Origin of the sequence: Cryobacterium algoritolerans (assembly GCF_004402785.1) — a bacterium.
Taxonomy (GTDB): domain Bacteria; phylum Actinomycetota; class Actinomycetes; order Actinomycetales; family Microbacteriaceae; genus Cryobacterium; species Cryobacterium algoritolerans.
Map to the genome: position 1 here is coordinate 1 of NZ_SOFP01000006.1, position 17,723 is coordinate 17,723.

Annotated in this window: 15 protein-coding genes and 1 pseudogene; 8 read left to right on the forward strand and 8 right to left on the reverse strand. The window is 67.3% G+C overall.

Going from position 1 to position 17,723, the window contains the following annotated elements:
- A pseudogene (locus E3O19_RS17570) lies at nt 1–239 on the forward strand (HNH endonuclease); the annotation flags it as partial.
- A 111-nt stretch (nt 240–350) separates the two neighbouring features.
- Here E3O19_RS17570 and E3O19_RS00570 read toward each other — a convergent pair.
- From E3O19_RS00570 to hemG, 6 genes are all read right to left on the reverse strand, one after another.
- A complete protein-coding gene (locus E3O19_RS00570) occupies nt 351–1,151 on the reverse strand; it encodes an ABC transporter permease (RefSeq protein WP_134564725.1) in 801 nt (266 codons plus the stop codon).
- A 106-nt stretch (nt 1,152–1,257) separates the two neighbouring features.
- Entirely contained in the window at nt 1,258–2,295 is a 1,038-nt protein-coding gene (locus tag E3O19_RS00575) for an ABC transporter ATP-binding protein (protein ID WP_134564695.1), read from the reverse strand.
- Complete coding sequence (locus tag E3O19_RS00580; protein ID WP_134564696.1) at nt 2,292–3,449, reverse strand: LolA family protein; 1,158 nt, start codon at nt 3,447–3,449, stop codon at nt 2,292–2,294. The genes E3O19_RS00575 and E3O19_RS00580 overlap by 4 nt, the downstream gene beginning before the upstream one ends.
- Before the next feature lie 103 nt (nt 3,450–3,552).
- On the reverse strand, nt 3,553–4,650 hold the full coding sequence (locus tag E3O19_RS00585; protein WP_338145055.1) for a ferrochelatase: 1,098 nt from the start codon (nt 4,648–4,650) through the stop codon (nt 3,553–3,555).
- Nucleotides 4,651–4,801: 151 nt separating this feature from the next.
- Entirely contained in the window at nt 4,802–6,025 is a 1,224-nt protein-coding gene (locus E3O19_RS00590; protein WP_241981109.1) for a TIGR04053 family radical SAM/SPASM domain-containing protein, read from the reverse strand.
- Nucleotides 6,022–7,446, reverse strand: coding sequence for a protoporphyrinogen oxidase (gene hemG, locus E3O19_RS00595; RefSeq protein ID WP_166804399.1), 1,425 nt, complete (start codon nt 7,444–7,446; stop codon nt 6,022–6,024). Before hemG ends, E3O19_RS00590 begins: the two co-directional genes overlap by 4 nt.
- Nucleotides 7,447–7,780: 334 nt before the next feature.
- Between hemG and E3O19_RS00600 the strand changes: the two genes are divergently transcribed.
- The 5 genes from E3O19_RS00600 to E3O19_RS00620 all read left to right on the forward strand — a co-directional run bounded on the left by E3O19_RS00600 (nt 7,781) and on the right by E3O19_RS00620 (nt 13,912).
- On the forward strand, nt 7,781–8,344 hold the full coding sequence (locus tag E3O19_RS00600; protein WP_134564699.1) for a TetR/AcrR family transcriptional regulator: 564 nt from the start codon (nt 7,781–7,783) through the stop codon (nt 8,342–8,344).
- 186 nt (nt 8,345–8,530) lie between these two features.
- Entirely contained in the window at nt 8,531–9,388 is an 858-nt protein-coding gene (locus E3O19_RS00605) for an NAD-dependent epimerase/dehydratase family protein (RefSeq protein ID WP_134564700.1), read from the forward strand.
- A 527-nt stretch (nt 9,389–9,915) separates the two neighbouring features.
- The gene (locus E3O19_RS00610; protein ID WP_134564701.1) at nt 9,916–10,725 is read left to right on the forward strand and encodes an HAD family hydrolase; all 810 of its coding nucleotides are present in this window, start codon (nt 9,916–9,918) and stop codon (nt 10,723–10,725) included.
- On the forward strand, nt 10,722–13,220 hold the full coding sequence (locus E3O19_RS00615; RefSeq protein WP_134564702.1) for a glycoside hydrolase family 65 protein: 2,499 nt from the start codon (nt 10,722–10,724) through the stop codon (nt 13,218–13,220). Before E3O19_RS00610 ends, E3O19_RS00615 begins: the two co-directional genes overlap by 4 nt.
- A gap of 359 nt (nt 13,221–13,579) precedes the next feature.
- Nucleotides 13,580–13,912 (forward strand): cupin domain-containing protein, encoded by a 333-nt coding sequence (locus E3O19_RS00620; RefSeq protein WP_134564703.1) that lies wholly within the window; start codon nt 13,580–13,582, stop codon nt 13,910–13,912.
- A gap of 68 nt (nt 13,913–13,980) precedes the next feature.
- Here the strand turns inward: E3O19_RS00620 and fdxA are convergent, their stop codons facing one another.
- Together fdxA and E3O19_RS00630 are read right to left on the reverse strand one after the other, a co-directional pair.
- Complete coding sequence (gene fdxA, locus E3O19_RS00625) at nt 13,981–14,304, reverse strand: ferredoxin (RefSeq protein ID WP_134564704.1); 324 nt, start codon at nt 14,302–14,304, stop codon at nt 13,981–13,983.
- A 111-nt stretch (nt 14,305–14,415) separates the two neighbouring features.
- A complete protein-coding gene (locus tag E3O19_RS00630) occupies nt 14,416–16,395 on the reverse strand; it encodes an aconitate hydratase (protein ID WP_134564705.1) in 1,980 nt (659 codons plus the stop codon).
- Nucleotides 16,396–16,637: 242 nt separating this feature from the next.
- Between E3O19_RS00630 and E3O19_RS00635 the strand changes: the two genes are divergently transcribed.
- Nucleotides 16,638–17,366, forward strand: coding sequence for a helix-turn-helix transcriptional regulator (locus E3O19_RS00635; RefSeq protein ID WP_134564727.1), 729 nt, complete (start codon nt 16,638–16,640; stop codon nt 17,364–17,366).
- 46 nt (nt 17,367–17,412) lie between these two features.
- Nucleotides 17,413–17,685, forward strand: a complete 273-nt coding sequence (locus tag E3O19_RS00640; protein ID WP_134564706.1) for an aminotransferase class V-fold PLP-dependent enzyme — start codon at nt 17,413–17,415, stop codon at nt 17,683–17,685.
- Nucleotides 17,686–17,723: the final 38 nt, after the last annotated feature.

A 17,723-nucleotide genomic window follows, 5' to 3' on the forward strand; every position in this document is an offset into this window, starting at 1 on the left:
TCGACGGCCTCACCGCCCACAACAACCTCGCCCACCTCTGCCCAGGCTGCCACGGCCTCAAAACCGAAACCGGGTGGACCATCACCCACCTCGACGACGGGTACCTGCACTGGACCTCCCCAACCGGGGGCACCTTCACCACCGAACCCGCCACCATCATCCACACCACCCCGACGGTCACAGATACCACCACACCCCCACCACACGACCCGGCCCCGCCCGAGCCCGCCCCGTTCTAACCGGCGCGACCTGGCGGTAAGCCAGTCAAGGCCCGGCGGTCGAGCGCGTCGAGACCGGGTGGGGATCACTGACAGGCACGACCCCCGCGGACAGCCCGCCCGCCCCCGTGCTCAGGACAGGATGTCCTTGGTGACGAACCGGCCATAGGCCAGCGCCCCAAAGACCAGCAGGTACCCGCCCTGGAGCAGCGCATTGTTCCCGAACGACGTCCACTCGAGCGGCTGCCGCAGCAGGTCAGCGAAATCGAGCCAGTAGTGGCTGAACAACCATGGATGCAGCCAGTCCAGCTGCGGGAGTGCGTCAAGCACCTGCGCCACCACCGAGACCACGATCGTGGCCGCCATCGCACCGACCGGCACCTCGGTCAGGGTAGAAATGAACAGGCCTATCGCTGACAGGCCAAGCAGCGAGATGGTGACGTAGCCGGCGATCAGCAGCGAACGCAGAACGGACTCACCTACCCCGATGGTGTCGCCGGAGAGCAGCGCCACCGGGCCGATCGGGAACAGGGCGGCCCCGATGGCCGCGCCGGAGACGGCGACGGTGAGGGTCGCGGCCAGACAGAACACGGCCGCCCCCGCGAACTTGACGATGAGCAGGCGTACCCTGCCGGCCGGGGCCACCAACAGGTAGCGCAATGTACCGAGGCCTGCCTCGCCGGCGATGGTGTCACCGGCGACCACGCCGATCGTCAGCGGCAGGAAAAGCGGAATGCAGACCACCATCGAGGTGATCGCCACGAAGAGTCCGTTCTGGGTGACTCGGTCGAGGAAGGGCGGGCCGCGCCCCGGCGCCACGGGCGAAGTAGCCAACCGCACGGCGACGGCGATCAGCACCGGGACGGCGGCCAGCGCGAGCAGCATCGCCCAGGTGCGCCGACGCCGGAACAGCACGGTGAGCTCCGAAACCATCAGCGCCCAGCCGGAGGCGAGCCGCGGCCGGTCAGCCGTCTGGCCACCAGGTGCCTGCGGCCCGGTCGCCGGTGTGAGAGATGCCGCGGCATCCGCCGGCCGTGTGTCACTGGACAACGTCGAACCCCTCCCCGGTCAGCGCCACGAACCGTTCCTCGAGGCTGGCGCCCACCACCGAGAACCCGCGCACGCGCACCCCGTCGGCGACGAGGGCCGCGACGATCGTTTCGGCGGCGACTGCGCCGTCGGCCAGGGGCGCGCTGAGCAGGCCGTCGGCGTTCGGGTCGCCCGGCGCCCCGAACCGATCGGTAGCGGTCCGATCGGCAGCGCTCCGATCGGCAGCGGTCCGATTGGCATCGACCCTGTCGGCCACGAGACCGAGTCCGGCGAGCACCCGCCGTGCGTCGGCGACATCGGGGGTGCGCACCCGCACATGGGCCTGGCCCACCCGGCGCAGGTCGTCGAGCGTGCCCTGCGCCACCAGGCTGCCGGCACTCATCACGGCCGCGTGCGTGCACATCTGCTCAACCTCGGCCAGAAGGTGGCTGGACACGAAAACCGTGGTGCCTTCCGCGGCGAGCGACCGCACCAGGCTGCGCACCTCCCGGGTGCCCTGCGGGTCGAGCCCGTTCGTCGGCTCATCGAGCACGAGCAATTCTCGCGGAACCAACAACGCGTTCGCGATGCCGAGCCGCTGCTTCATGCCAAGCGAGTAGGCGCGCACCTTTTTGCTTGCCGCGTGGGTGAGGCCGACCCGCTCGAGTGCCCGGTTCACGCGGGCGGCGCGGGTGGCGGAGGAGGCGCCGGGGTCGGCGGTGTCGAGCCGACGCAGGTTGGCAGCGCCGGAGAGGAACGGGTAGAAGGCAGGCCCCTCGACCAGGGCTCCGACCCGCGGCAGCACCTCGCGCAGCCGGCCGGGCATCTCCTGCCCGAGCACCGCGATGTCGCCGCTGGTGGCGGTGGCGAGCCCGAGCAGCATCCGGATCGAGGTGGTCTTGCCGGACCCGTTGGGCCCGAGGAAACCGAACACGGCGCCGCGCGGCACCGCAAGGTCAATGCCGTCGACTGCCGTCTGGTGGCCGAACCGCTTGGTCAGCCCCCGGGTCTCGATCGCCAGTTCGACGGACGGGGTAGCGGAGGTCAACCCCCGACGGCCGCGGCCTGCAGCCGCGCCGCCGGAACCGACCCGGCGAACACCCGGCCATCAGCGGTGACCAGCACCGTGAGCAGGGCGGTCGACAGCAGGCGGCCACCGTCAACTCTCTCGGTCGCCTGCGCGAGCAGCGGGCTGGCGAGAACGTCGGCCGACACGGTGCCGGCCGGCAGCTCTACGACGGATGCCCAGCCGGTGCCGTCAACGGTCACGCCGGGGAGCATGCCAGCGCCGTTCGTCAGCTGCCCGGCCGTCATCTGCCCGGCCGTCATCTGCTCAACAAGCTTCTTGGCTTCGCCCTCGGTGGCGGGCATCTTCGCGCCACTCATGGCCTTCTCGTGCAGCGCAGATGCATCCGGGAGCGACTTCTCCTCGACCTTCGCGCCGGCGGGCGGGGTGAAGTCGAACAGGTCGGAATTCGGTGCCTCAAGGGAGACCTTGGTGAAGGCGAGGGAGAACGCCGGGGCGGACTGTCCACGGGCCTGGACCTCGACCCGGAGTGGCATCCCGGTTTCGGAGTCGACGGCGATCGACACCTCGCCGACCAGGGTTGCGTCGGTGCGTGGAGTGAGCCGCAGTTCGTAGGCCGTGCGCCCGGCCACCCGGGTGTCTTTCCCGACCGTGACGGCGGTGCTCGGGTCGATCGCCGCGAGCATCCGTTCGGCGAGCTTCGCCGGCGTCTGCTGGAGGCCGTCTTCCGGGGGGCGCGTCATGCCTGTCGTGTCCGGAAGGGTGACGTGCACGGCCGTGTTGTCCTTGGAGTTGTACATCCAGATATCGGAGGCGTTGCGCACGAGGTCCCGTTCCGCGAGCCGGTCCATGACCTGCACGCGGATGTTGTCCGGTCCGTTGAGGTAGACCCGCGCCGTGTGAGTCCCCGTGAGCAGTTCAAGGGCCGAGGACGCGGAGGCATCCACACCAGACCCGGTGCGGGGCAGGGAGGGGAGGCCGAGCTCCGAGGCCTGTTCGATCGTGCCGGAGAGCGCCTTCACGTTGCTGTCGCCGATCATGGCGAGCACCTGGGCCGGGGTCTTATCCGGCAGGTCCACCGCCGCGCCGGCCTGCAGTGGCACGGTCAGCACGCCGACGATGACGACGGCGGGGACGACCGCCACGGGGAGCCAGCTGCGCAAACGGCGCTTCATGACAGCCTCCTTCGACTGACGTAATTCATACTGTGATACTACGTCCGGCCTCCGCGAACCACACCCCTTCCGGAGCCTGGATGCGCCCGCATTCGGCGAACTCTCAGCGCCGCGCGGCGGCTTTCTCGCAGCAACCGGGGGAACACACGTCGCGCCACGGCCCGAGGGCGGTGACAGCGGCCCTGACCGGGGTCTTCCCGGTCGGAATGCGCTCGAGCAGGAGGTCGACGAGACCGGCCACGAAGGCCGGGTGGAGCCCCGGAGTGGGTACCCGCAGGAAGGCCAGTCCGAGAGCGGCAGCCGTCGCTGCGGCCTCGGTGTCGAGGTCCCAGATCACCTCCATGTGGTCCGAGATGAAGCCGAGCGGAACGACCACGACGGCCGTGCCGCCGCGGTCTGCCCATGCGGCGATGGCGTCGTTGACGTCGGGTTCGAGCCAGGGCATGCCGACCGGGCCGGAGCGGGACTGGAAGGCCAGCGACCAGTCCGGGCGGGGCCCGGCCGGCAGCGCCGCCATGATCGCCGAGGCGACTGCCCGGTGCTGAGCCTCGTAGGCACCGCCCGGGCCCAGGGGCTTGTCGCGCGGGCCGCTCGCTGCGGCATCCGCTGAGGGGATCGAGTGCGTCGTGAAAAGGATGTGCGTGTCGGCGGTCGCGAAGTGCCGCCCGGCGAGGTCGGCGAGGGCCGCCCGGAGCCCGTCGATGAAGGGCGTGACGAAACCGGGGTGGTCGAAGTACGGTCGCACAGCGTCGATGCTCACCCTTCCGGCGAGACCGGTCTGCGCGGCCGCCTCGGCCAGGTCTTCCCGGTACTGCCGGCAGCTGGAGTAGGAACTGTAGGCGCTGGTCGTGAGCGCGAGCAGGCGCGTGTGTCCCGCCGCGACGGCCTCGGCGACGGTGTCGCCGAGGAATGGCGTCCAGTTGCGGTTGCCCCAGTAGACCGGCAGGTCGAGGCCGCGGCCGGCGATTTCGGTCTCAAGCGCCGCCTTCAGTGTGCGGTTCTGCTCGTTGACCGGGCTGACCCCGCCGCGGGCCCGGTAGTGCGTTGCCACGGCCTCGAGCCGGGCCTCCGGGATGCCGCGCCCGCGGGTGACATTCCGAAGGAACGGGATGACGTCGTCCTGGCCCTCAGGCCCACCGAACCCGAGCAGCAGCACGGCGTCGTAGGCCGACACGACGGATTGCACACCAGACGCCGACACGGCAGATTCCACACCAGACGCCGACACGGCAGATTCCACACCAGACGCCGACACGGCAGATTCCACACCAGACGCCGACACGGCAGATTCCACACCAGACGCCGACACGGCNGCAGATTCCACACCAGACGCCGACACGGCCGGTTCCACGTCAGGCGCTGGCACGGAGCGCGGCAGCGTCCGGCTGGTACGGGCAGGCCGGGTCCTCACCGAGCGGGTCGCCGCTGTCGGCGTAGGCCCGGGCCCGGGAGCCACCACACAGGTCGGCGTAGTCGCAGCTGCCGCAGCGTCCGGTGAATTCCGTCGCCCGAATCTGCTTGAGTAGGGAATTGTCCCGGTAGATCTCCGCGAGCGGCGTGGCGAGCACGTTGCCCAGGCCGAGGGGGAGGAATCCGGCCGGGTAGACCTCCCCGTCGTAGGCGACGAACACGATGCCCTTGCCGTCTCTGGTGGAGGCCGTCTGCGCCCGGGGCAGCCCGATCGGCTGCCCCATCAGGGTTTCGAGCCGTTCGGTCAGGGCCAGGTAGCGCGGCGTGCCCGGCGCGGGGTCGCCGGCCCGGCGGCGGGCGACCACCCGGCGGAAGAACGGAGCCTCGACCGTGCGCACGATGAAGCCGTGTTGGGACGCGTCGAAGAGGAAGTGGCAGATCTCCTCGTGTTCGAGGGCGGAGACGGCCTCGGTGGACACGCCGCGCCCCACCTGCACGAGGAAAAAAACCTCCCAGATCGACGCGCCGGCGTCGGCGATGAGGGCGGCGACATCCGCAAGTTCGTCGACGTTGGCGCGCATCACGGTCGTGTTCACCTGCACCGTCAGCCCAGCGGTGGAGAGCGCACGGATGGCCCGCACAGTGTCGTCGAAGTGGCCGGGAATGCCGCGCACGCCTTCGTGGGTGGCGGCGATCGCGCCGTCGAGGCTGATCGAGACGGCCTTGACCCCGCTGGCGACGATCTTCTCGATCATCTCGGCGTTCAGCGTGGGCGTCACTGACGGAGACAGAGCCGTCGGCAGACCGAGCCCGGTGGCGTAGTCGACGAGTTCGAACAGGTCGGGCCGCATCAGGCAGTCACCGCCGGTGAGCACCAAGATCGGGTAGGGGCGGCCGAAACCGGCGACCTGGTCGATCAGGTTCTTGCCCTGCTCAGTGGTGAGTTCGCCAGGCAGGGCCTGCATGGTCGCACTGGCGCGGCAATGCCGACAGGCAAGCGCGCAGGCGCGGGTCGTCTCCCAGAAAACAAGCATCGGCCGCAGGGCGTAGTCGGGGCCGGGGCCGTGTTTCCTCGTCGGCACGGTGGGAAGCACGCCCGCCTTGTCGATCGTGCTCATGACGTCACCGTTCACGCCGCCACCGGTCGTGACCGCACGGGCGCTCACGACGCCACCTCGGTAAGGGGGCGGTCGCCGGCCAGGAGGGCCGCGAGCGAGTCGGCCGTGCGTTCGGCGTCGACGATGCAGCTGGCCAGGCCGACGCCGCGATACGACGACCCGGTGAGCCGGATGCCGGGAAGGGCCCGCAGTGCCATCCCCGCTGCGTCGAGGCGGGCCTGGTGGCCGACCGTGTATTGCGGCATCCCCTCTGGCCAGCGCTCGATGTGCCGTTCGATCGGCTGCTGGGTCAGCCCCATGGCTTCGACCAGCTCACCGTGGACCAGGTCGACGAGGGTGTCGTCGTCCAGGTTGAGCCAACGGTTGTCCCCGCGCCGGCCGACCATGCAGCGGATCAGCACGAGCTCGTCGTTGGCCAGGTGCGGCCACTTCGCACTCGACCAGGTACAGCCGACCACGAGCTTGTCCTCGACCGGCGGCACCAGGAATCCGGTGCCGTCCAGTTCGACGGGGGCCGCAGAGCGCGGGTAGGCGAGGCAGACGGTGGCGACGTCCACGTAGGGCAGGTCGGCCAGCGCGGCCGCCAGGTCGGGCGACTCCGAGCCGAGGAGGTCGGCGGCAACTCCGGCAGAGGTGGCGAGCACGACGGCATCCGCCTGGATGCGCGATCCGTCGGAAAGGTCGACCGTGTAGCTGCCGTCGGTGCGGGTGATCATTGAAGCCGGGCTGCCGAGGCGGATGTCGTCGCCCACGAGCCGGGCCGCGAGGGCGTCGATCAGGGTGGCCAGTCCACCGCGCAGGGTGACCAGGGCGGTGGCACCGGTCTTCGGCGGGGCGGCGCGGCGGCGTTTGCGGAGGGCGAGGTAGAGGCTGCGGTTGGTGCGGGCGAGGCCCTCGATGTCCGGGGCCGTGCTGTGGGCGCTGAGTTCTTCGGCGCGACCGGCGTGCACTCCGCCGAGCAGCGGGTCTACCAGCCGGTCGAAAACCTCGGCTCCCATCCTCGGGCGCACCAGTTCGGCGATGGTCGGGTCGGCCGGCTGCGGGCCGCGGCGGCGGGGCAGCACGATGTCGAACGCCGCCCTGGCCACCCCGGCGGGAGAAAGCAGCCCTGTCCACAGCAGGGGCAGCAACCGGTCGGGGATGCCGAACAGGGTGCCGGCCGGGAGCCGACGAAGCTTCCCGCGCGACCAGATCCGTGCGCCGCTCGCGTTGGGCGCGACGACCAGGTCGCCGAGCCCGAGGTCGTCGATCAGTGTCGCGACGATGGTGGAACGCACCATCAGGGCGTCCGGTCCCACGTCGACGGCGTGGCCCGCGAACGGCACCGTCGCGATCTTCCCGCCTAATCGCGGAGTACCCTCGACGAGGGTGAGCAGCACCTCGTCCCCGAGCCGCCGATGTAGATAGTGTGCACTCGTCAATCCGCTGATTCCGCCGCCGATGATGACAATCCGTGGTCGCGAGTGCACTGTATATTCCTCCAATTGCCGGGTCAGCCGACGCAGTCGGCACCCAGTGGCAATCCTTGTCATCTTCGATCCTACGGCGGTCGATGCGCCGGAATTCGCGGCAGACGAACGGTGACATCACCGAAAACGTCGGTTTGCACGTCTGTGCACGACGCGGGCGGCGCATTGGTCGGCGCCCGGTAGGGGCTCAGGCACGGCGTCCGGTGCGACGTCACATCGCGGCCTTCTGCATCCATTCCGACTCAGGAATATAAGGTTGGCTTCCCGCAGGCGGGCTCGATTCGCTAAAGTTGAGAACATTCGTTCTCTATCCAAGTGAGGTTGTGTGAATTCGATGGAAGAACGACGTGCCGCTCAGAAGGCCGCGATCGACGCGGCGGACCGGCTGTTCTACGCGCGCGGCATCCAGGCGGTCACAATGGATGAGCTGCGCGCAGAGACCGGGATCTCCCTGAAGAAGCTCTACTCGCTCTTCGACTCGAAGCAGGCGATCCTGCTGGCGGTGTTGGCCCACCGACACGAGCTGTGGACCTCCGGCATCGCGCGTGCCGCCGGCGCGGTATCCACCCCGAGGGACAAACTGCTCTCCGTTTATGATTTCCTCCACGGGTGGTTCACCGACGGTAACTACCGAGGTTGCGGTTTCATCAACGCTTTCGGCGAGCTCGGCGCCACGGTTCCCGCCGTCGCCCTGGCCGCGCGAAAGCAGAAGGATTCCTTCCAACGCTACGTCGCCGGCCTCGTCGAACAGGCAGGGGCCCCGGCGAGCCTTGCCCCGCAGCTGGCCATCCTGGCCGAGGGCGCGCAGACCACCGCAGCGATCTCGGGCAGCGCGGATGCCGCCCACTCGGCCCGCGACGCCGCGGAGATCCTTATCGACGCGGCCCTCCAACGGTGAGGTCGGCCGCGGGCTCCTCGACCCGCACGGCTGGTCGACGGGCCGCAGGTCCAGCTGCCGCAGGAGCTGCGCGTTCAGCGCGACCTCACCTGGACGCGGTCGGTCCACTCGTCTTGGTGATGCCGGAATGCCTCGTAGCATTGGCGGGAACACCTAAGCATTGGCGGAAAATCTAAGGAGCATCAGATGAGAGTTATGGTCACCGGCGGAAGCGGCAAACTCGGCAAGACCGTGGTGCGGAGGCTCACCGAGGAGGGACACGAGGTGCAGAACCTCGACCGGGCCGGAGAGAAGAGCCCCGGCCTCGTGCTGACCGACCTGACCGACTACGGCCAGGTCATCGACGCGGTCCTCGGCGTCGACGACAGGCACTCCGGTTTCGACGCGATCGTGCACCTCGGTGCCATTCCCGCCCCTGGTCTGGTTCCCGACGTCGCGACGTTCCACAACAACATCCTCTCCACCTACAACGTGTTCCAGGCGGCCCGACGGGCAGGCATCCGGCGCCTGGTCTACGCGTCGAGCGAGACGGTGCTCGGACTGCCGTTCGAAATCGACCCGCCGTATCTGCCCGTCGACGAGGAATACCCGGCCCGTCCGGAGAGCACGTATTCGTTGGTCAAGCACCTGGAAGAGCAAATGGCGATCCAGCTCACCCGCTGGGACCCGACGCTCAGCATCACCGCCCTGCGGTTCTCGAATGTGAAGGACCCAGAGGACTACGCCGCCTTCCCGGCGTTCGACAGCGACGCCACCCTGCGCAAGTGGAACCTCTGGGGCTATATCGACGGCCGCGACGGCGCGCAGGCCGTGCTGCGCGCGCTGGAGAACGCCCAGCCCGGCTTCGAGGCCTTCATCATCGCCGCCGCCGACACGGTGATGAGCCGGAGTGACGCCGACCTCGCTGCCGAAGTGTTCCCCGGCGTCGGGTTCCGCCGGCAGGTCGGCGCCAACGAGACCCTGCTTTCCATCGACAAGGCCAGGCGGATGCTCGGCTACTCCCCGCAGCACAGCTGGCGGGACCACGCCGCACCGCGGCAGTGAACCTGTCAGCTTCCTCAGCCGGTCCCGGGCACGCCCAGCCCGCATTCAGTCCGTCCCCCGTACCGTGGCTGACGGAGTCCCCCACTCCACACGATTGGCCCCGGCAGTCACCCCGCCTCCCCCAGGCGCAGTGCAGCCGGGGCTTTTCTCGGCCAGCGCCGAACTCATCGGCCGGAGTCCCAAGCCCACGGGTGGAAAACCCGCGCCCGGGGCATAGAATCGATGCTGTATCAACGACGCATGCATTCCCCGGACCTGGTCCGCATGTCGTCGATCGCGATCTTTGCCGCCGTGGGCTGAGATACCTTCACCGCCCGGCCGCCTCTCGATCAATCCAATCAAGCCACACCCGTGGCGCTCCGCCTGCAGCCGAGCACCGGTGGCTGGAAGGGCTCCTACTCAAGCGATGATCTACCCCCGCGAAAACTCAGTCGCAGAACCTCCACCTCGGCCCGCATCCCTGATCCACCGTCAATCGACAAGCTGAACCCCAAATCCAGGCCGAGACCGAGCAGAGCACCAGACACATGATTTCTCCGCAGAACCTCCATGCCGAAACGTTCGACCGCCTTCACAGCCTGCGCGGCGTATTGTTCGACCTCGACGGGGTACTCACGCCGACCGCCGACGTGCACATGCACGCCTGGTCGCGCCTGTTCACCCCGTTCCTCGAGGATCAGGGTGCCTCTCCCGCGTACAGTGACGCGGACTACTTTGAGTACATCGACGGTAAGCCCCGCTACGACGGGGTGCGCAGCCTGCTCGCCTCTCGCGGCATCACTCTCCCCGATGGGCTGCCGACGGACGCCCCGAACCTGGAGACCGTCTGCGGCCTCGGCAACCGCAAGAACGAGGCCTTCAATGAGACCCTGGCCGAGGAGGGCGTGGCGCCCTACACCGGCTCCCTGGAATTCCTCGACTACGTCACCAGCGCCGGACTCCTCGTTGCCGTCGTCACCAGTTCACGCAACGGCGAGCTGACCCTCGCCGCCGCGGGCATCCGCGACCGGTTCAAGGTCGTCGTCGACGGGCTTCTCTCCGCCTCGCTTGGACTCGCCGGAAAGCCGGCCCCCGCCACCTACGAGCTGGGCGCTGAGCTGCTCGGGCTCACCCCCGCGGAGTGCGTCGTCGTGGAGGACGCCCAGTCGGGCATCCAGGCCGGCCGCGCAGGTCACTTCGGCCTCGTGCTCGGCGTCGACCGAGGCGTGGGCCGGCAGACCCTGCTCGACGCGGGCGCCGACATCGTCGTATCGGACCTCGACGAACTCGTACCGGCCTCAGCCACCCTCACCCAGTGCCAGAACACAACCTCAGCAACCACGGAGGCGAACGCATGAACCTGAACCCCTCAGATCCGCTCGATCGCAACCGGTTCCCTGTCGACGAGTGGGCACTCGTTGAGACCGCCTTCTCCGGCGAGGACATGGGCCGCACCGAGACCCTGTTCGCGGTCGGTAATGGCTATCTCGGCTTGCGCGGTAACGTCGACGAGGGTCGTGACGGCCACGTGCAGGGCACGTTTATCAACGGCTTCCACGAGACCTGGCCGATCCGGCACGCTGAAGAGGCCTTCGGCTTCGCGCGCGTCGGCCAGACCATCGTCAATGCCCCGGATGCCAAGGTCATCCGAATCTACGTCGACGACGAGCCCCTCGTGCTGACCCTGGCCGACCTGCTCAGCTACGAGCGTCGCCTGGACTTCGCCGACGGGGTTCTGTCCCGCTCCCTCGTCTGGCGCACGCCGTCTGGCAAGCGGGTGCTCATCCGGTCCCGCCGGATGGTCTCCTTCACTGAACGCCACCTTGCCGTGCTGCAGTACGAGGTGACGATGCTCGATGCCGATGCCTCGGTCGTCATCTCCAGCCAGATCCTCAACCGGCAGGACGGCATGGGCGAGTACGACGCCCCGACGGCCGCCGACGGGAAGGGCTTCGACCCGCGCAAGGCGGAGTCGTTCACCGACCGGGTGCTGCAGCCGCGGTTCAAGCGCGCCTCCGACGCCCGCTACATCCTCGGCTTCCGCTGTACCAACTCGGGCATGACGATCGCCTGCGGCGCCGACCACGCGATCGACACCGCAAACGAGTTCGAGGAGTCGTCACAGATCGACGACGACATGGCCAAGCATGTCTACAAGATCAAGGCCACGCAGGACAACGTCATCCGCATCACCAAGACGCTGAGCTACCACACCTCGACCGGCGTGCCCACCCAGGAGCTCGCCGACCGCTGTGACCGCACCCTCGACCGGGCGCGCACGGAGGGTCTCGATGCCATCCTCACGGCGCAGCGCGACTGGCTCAGCGCCTTCTGGACCCGCACGGATGTCCAACTCGCCGGCCAGCCCTCGCTTCAGCAGGCCACCCGGTGGAACCTGTTCCAGCTCGCCCAGGCGTCGATGCGCGCCGACGGCCAGGGCGTGTCCGCGAAGGGGGTCTCGGGCTCTGGCTACGGCGGCCACTACTTCTGGGACACCGAGGTCTACGTGCTGCCGTTCCTCACCTACACGTCCCCGAACGCGGCGCGGAACGCCCTGCGCTTCCGGCATGCGATGCTCGACCACGCCAGAATGCGCGCCCGCGAGCTGAACCAGCTCGGCGCCCTCTTCCCGTGGCGCACCATCAACGGCCTCGAATCCTCGGCGTATTACGCCGCGGGAACGGCGCAGTACCACATCGACGCCGACGTCTCATATGCGCTCGGCCAGTACGTGGCAGCGACCGGCGACGAGGACTTCCTCTCCCGGGAGGCGATCGACATCCTCGTAGAGACCGCGCGGATGTGGGCGGACCTCGGTTTCTGGCGCGGCAACGGAAACGACGTGTTCCACATCCACGGCGTCACCGGGCCAGACGAGTACACGACCGTCGTCAACGACAACCTGTACACGAACATCATGGCCAGGGCGAACCTCCGCTCCGCCGTCACGGCCGTGCGGCGGCTGCGCTACATCGACATCGACTCCTATAACGCCATGGTCGCCCGCCTCCGCCTGGACCAGACAGAGGTCGTGGAATGGGCCTTCGCCGCGGAGGCGATGCACATCCCGTTCGACGAGAACCTGGGCATCCACCCGCAGGATGCCCAGTTCCTCGAGAAGGAACGCTGGGACCTGTCGGCGACGCCGGCCGCGCACCGGCCGCTCCTGCTCCACTACCATCCCCTCGTGATCTACCGCTTCCAGGTGCTCAAGCAGGCGGATGTCGTGCTCGCCCTCCTCCTGCAAGGGGACCAGTTCACGGCCGAGCAGAAGCGCGCTGACTTCGACTACTACGACCCGATCACGACGGGCGACTCCACCCTGTCCGACGTGGTCCAGTCGATCATCGCGGCAGAGGTGGGCTACCACGAGCTCGCCCTCAAGCACTTTACCTCCGGGCTCTTCGTCGACCTCGCCGACCTGCACCGCAACGCGGCGGACGGCGTGCACGTGGCCTCGGCCGGCGGCGTCTGGAGCGCGCTCGTCTATGGCTTCGGCGGCTTGCGAGACCACAACGGGCGGATCACCCTCGACCCGCGACTGCCGGTCGACTGGGAGGAACTCACCTTCCGGATCACCCTCAAAGGCACCCGGGTGCGTTTCGACCTCCGGCAGAAGGAGATTGTGCTCACCGTCGAAGAGGGCGACGCGGCCCGGCTCGCCGTCCGCGGAGTTGCCTTCGACCTCGTGGCCGGCCACCCGGTGACGGTCCCGCTGTCCCACCAGGGCCTGCGCGACCCCGGCGCCCCCTCGCCGGCGGCGATTGAGGGCGGCCGCCGCGCGGACGGCACCGTGATCACGTCGTCGATTCCGACGATCGCGCACGTGTTCGACTTCGAAGTCACTGACTGACCGAGGCACGGACGGGACCCGGCCGGGACCCGGCCGGGCAGCAGACCGGTCCGGCCGGCCTCACTCCGTTTGCGGGAGTCGCACCTTGTCACCGGCCACGAGCCTCTGCCAGGGGGTCACTTTCCGGCACCACCGCCTCAACACTCCTGTGGCAGCCTCTCCGACCTTGTTCGGCCTCGGTACCCACCACGCCCCGGCCACCCATCGGGAAATCCCCGAAAACGATCGGAACGCCCACACGAGCCTGAGCTACCGTCCAGGCACTGCGAGTCTTATTTGTATCCATGAGAATGTCCGGATGCGACAGTATGCTGGCAGACACATCCGCACGCGCAGTGCAGCGCGAAGAGAGGTGCCTCATGATGAAGTCATCGTTGACTGCTCTAGTACGTCACGAGTTGGATCATGCCCGGCAGGTCAGCAGCGGTCGTAGCGCGAAGACCGTGTACGGAGGCAATGAACGCACGCTCCGCCAGACTGTGATCGCCCTGCGTGCCGGCGCCAAGCTGGATGAGCATGATTATCCTGGTGAAGCCACCATTTTCGTTCTGCACGGACGCGTCGTCCTCCTCTCTGGTGAGAACTCCTGGAGTGGTTCACCGGGCGATCTGCTGATCGTGCCGGAGGGTCGACACGCACTTGAAGCGGTAGAAGACGCGGCGGTACTGTTCACGGTGGCAAAGGTCCGGTGATGAGTTCCCGGAGTTGACGAACATCAGACGGGTGGATGGACGGCGCCGCAACATCGAGTAGGAATGCTTCAGGCAACAGCCTGCGGTGGCAGTGCAGCAACCAAGGGGTGATCCTTGGCATATACGCCCACCTTGGCGGCCCCGCCCGGGGAACCGATGTCGTCGAAGAACTCGACGTTTGCCTTGTAATAGTCGGCCCAGTGCTCCGGCACATCATCTTCATAGAAGATGGCTTCAACCGGGCACACGGGCTCGCAGGCACTGCAATCGACGCACTCATCCGGGTGGATGTACAGCATCCGTTCGCCCTCATAAATGCAGTCGACCGGGCATTCTTCGATGCAGGCGCGATCTTTCACGTCGACGCACGGAAGAGCAATAACGTACGTCATGGTGGCCGGGTTCCCTTCACGCAGAGCAGATTGTCAGCTTACGACAACCGGGAGATCATATCCAGATTACGTAGTCGGGCCCGCTGGGGACGGGCGTTCAGGCGGCACGGTTCAGTCTCGATCGTGGGCCGGGGCCACTCTCCGCTCGTGCAGCCAGGAAATGAGTCCGCCCGCGAGTAGCATGTCGATCTGCCGCTGTGAGAAGTTCTGTCGTGTGATGTAGTCCTCTTTGCGAGTCGCATTGTGCACGGTGATCTCGGTTCCGGCGGCGAGGGCCTCTCGGATGCCGTCCAGCACCAGAACATCGTCACGCTGGATACGGTCGTGATCGGTCGCATCCGCGAATTCGAGAGCGAGCACACCGAAATTGGCGAGGTTCTGCCAGTGAATGCGTGCGAATGAGACGGCCACGACCGCGCGCAATCCGAGAAAACGGGGGGTGATCGCAGCATGCTCCCGTGAGGAACCCTGCCCGTAGTTGGCGCCGGCAACGATTATGTGCCCGGAAGTATCGCGGGTTTCGGCCGCGCGGGTCGGGTAGGTCTCATCTACCTGGTCGAAGGTGAAGCGGGCAAGTTCGGGGATGTTGCTGCGGAAAGGCAAAACCCGCGCTCCCGCCGGCAGAATCTCATCCGTGGAAATATCGTCGCCGACCAGAAGCGCCACCGGGGCCTCGATGCGCTCGGGGAGGGGCGCGAAGACCGGCAAGGAGGAAATGTTCTCACCCTTCACCAGCTCCACCTGGGCGGCCTCTGCCAGGGGTAGCGGCGCCTCGAGCATGGCCAGGTTCACACTCGATGTCGTCGGGAACTGGACTGCTGGGTACTTGAGGTCGAAAAGTTCTTCGAGGTCGCGCGGGTCGGTGATCGCCCCGGTGAGCACCGCCGCCGCCGCCGTCTCCGGTGAGCACAGGTAGACCGAATCTTCCTTGGTGCCGGAGCGGCCCGGAAAGTTGCGCGGCATCGTGCGCAGGCTGTTGCGCCCGTTTGCCGGAGCCTGGCCCATGCCGATGCAACCCATGCATCCCGACTGGTGTAACCGTGCACCGGCACTGATCAAATCGAGAGTGGCACCCATTCGAGTCAGATCCTGCAGGATCTGCCGGGAACTCGGGTTGACGTCGAAGGACACGCCGGGGTGTGACTGGCGCCCCTTCACGATTGCGGCGACGATGGCGAAATCGCGCAGTCCCGGATTCGCGGATGACCCGATCACGACCTGCGCAACCGGTCTACCGGCGACCTCCTGCACCGGCACGACATTGCCCGGCGAACTGGGCAGCGCGATGAGCGGCACAATCGTCGACAGGTCAATCTCCTCAGTCACGTCGTAGCCGGCATCTGCGTCGGCCAGGAGTTCGACGAAGTCACTCTCACGTTGCTCTGAGCGCAGGAACGCGCGCACCTGATCGTCCGCCGGGAAGACCGTTGTCGTCGCCCCGAGCTCGGCGCCCATATTGGCGATCACATGCCTATCCATCGCGGTCAGGGTCGACAGGCCCGGTCCGTAGTACTCGACGATCCGGTTGACGCCGCCCTTGACGCCATGTCGGCGGAGCATTTCGAGAATGACATCCTTGGCGCTCGTCCACGGTGGCAGCTGGCCGGTGAGGCGCACACCCCAGATCTCGGGCATCCTGATGTAGAGCGGTTCGCCGGCAATCGCGAGAGCGACCTCGATACCGCCAACGCCGATAGCCAGCATCCCGAGCGAGCCCGCGGCCGGGGTGTGACTGTCCGAGCCGACCATCGTCTTGCCCGGGATACCGAATCGCTGCATGTGCGTCGGGTGCGAAACCCCGTTCCCGGCCTTCGAAAACCAGAGGCCGAATCGTTGACAGGCCGAGCGGAGGAAGTCGTGGTCCTCCGCGTTCTTACTGTCGGCCTGCAACAGGTTGTGGTCGACGTACTGAACGGACACGTCAGTGCGCGCACGATCAAGTCCCAGCGCCTCCAACTCAAGCATGACCAGAGTTCCCGTTGCATCCTGGGTGAGGGTCTGATCGATGCGCAGGCCGATCTCGGTCCCCGGTGTCATCTCCCCGCTGAGCAGATGAGTGGAAATAAGTTTCTGAGTAACGTTATATGCCACCGTGAACCTCCTTGTTCAAATGCTGTCGAGAAAATCCCGAAATCGCAGCCAGTTGTGAAAAATATCGCAGCAATCTCAAACCTAGGCCTCCGCCCGATGCACCACCACCCCGCCTGTCCGGACGACCCGTGGCCGGGCCACACCAGGCTGAAGTAATGCACACCTGACTGGACAGCTGGGCCGAATTAAGTCACAATCATGTTGTGTTAATAACTGACCGGCCCTTATCCGACGTCATTGACGTGTCCAGCCCGGGCGCGCGCGGTGGTGAGGCGCGCACCAGGGACCGGATCAGGCAGACTCTCGCCGTGGACGGTCCGCTGACCGCGGCTGCTCTGGCCTCAGGCTTGGGGTTGACTCCGGCAGCCGTGCGCCGCCACCTCGACAAGCTCGCAGAGCAGAGCGCCATCGAGGAATACAGCCCTACTAAAACTGATGGCCGCGGCCGCGGCCGTCCGGCTCGCGCCTATATTCTTTCCGAGGCCGGTCACGCTGGGATGGACAGTCATTACGCCGACGTGGCCACCTCGGCGCTGCGCTTTCTCGCTGAACACGCCGGAACGGATGCGGTGGATGCGTTCGCCCGCGAACGCGGCGTCGAGCTCGAAGCGCGGTATACCGCACAGGTCGCCACGGGGGGCAAGGACACCATCGCCCGGGCGGAGGCGCTGGCAGCAGCACTGAGCGCCGACGGTTTCGCCGCTTCCACCCGACCCGTCGCAGCAGGCACGCCAGTGGCTGGTGTGCAGCTGTGCCAGGGGCATTGCCCGATTCAGCACGTCGCAACAGCGTTCCCGGCGTTCTGTGACGCCGAGGCAGACGCGTTCTCGCGACTGCTCGGGGGTCCTGTCCAACGCCAGACGACTCTTGCCCATGGAGAGCGTATCTGCACGACGTTCATCCCCCTCAGCGCCATTCCGGGACAGGCGCCGTCAGGAACGACCACCGCTGATGAGGGGTCCTTTCATTGAGCACCAGTGAATTTCATTGAGAACCAGTGCAGAGGCCTACCAGGGTATGAAGGGAACCATCAGGCCCGGTGTTGCCGTGGGCGAGGCCTTCACCCCTCAGGACTCGGCCGCCATGCACCCGCGTGATGTCGGTGCGATCGTCGACGATACCGGGGTCGGCGTTCGGGTCGGTCACCATTGCGCCTGGCCGCTGCACCAGAGGATGAACGTGGCGGCGACGACGCGAGCCAGCTTCGCGGCATACAACACGGTTGCTGAGGTTGATGCGTTGCTGAGCGCTCTCGACCAGGTACCCGCGGTGTTTGGCGTGGCGGTCTGATGAACCGCGTGCAGGAGATCATCCCAGCAGACTCGACG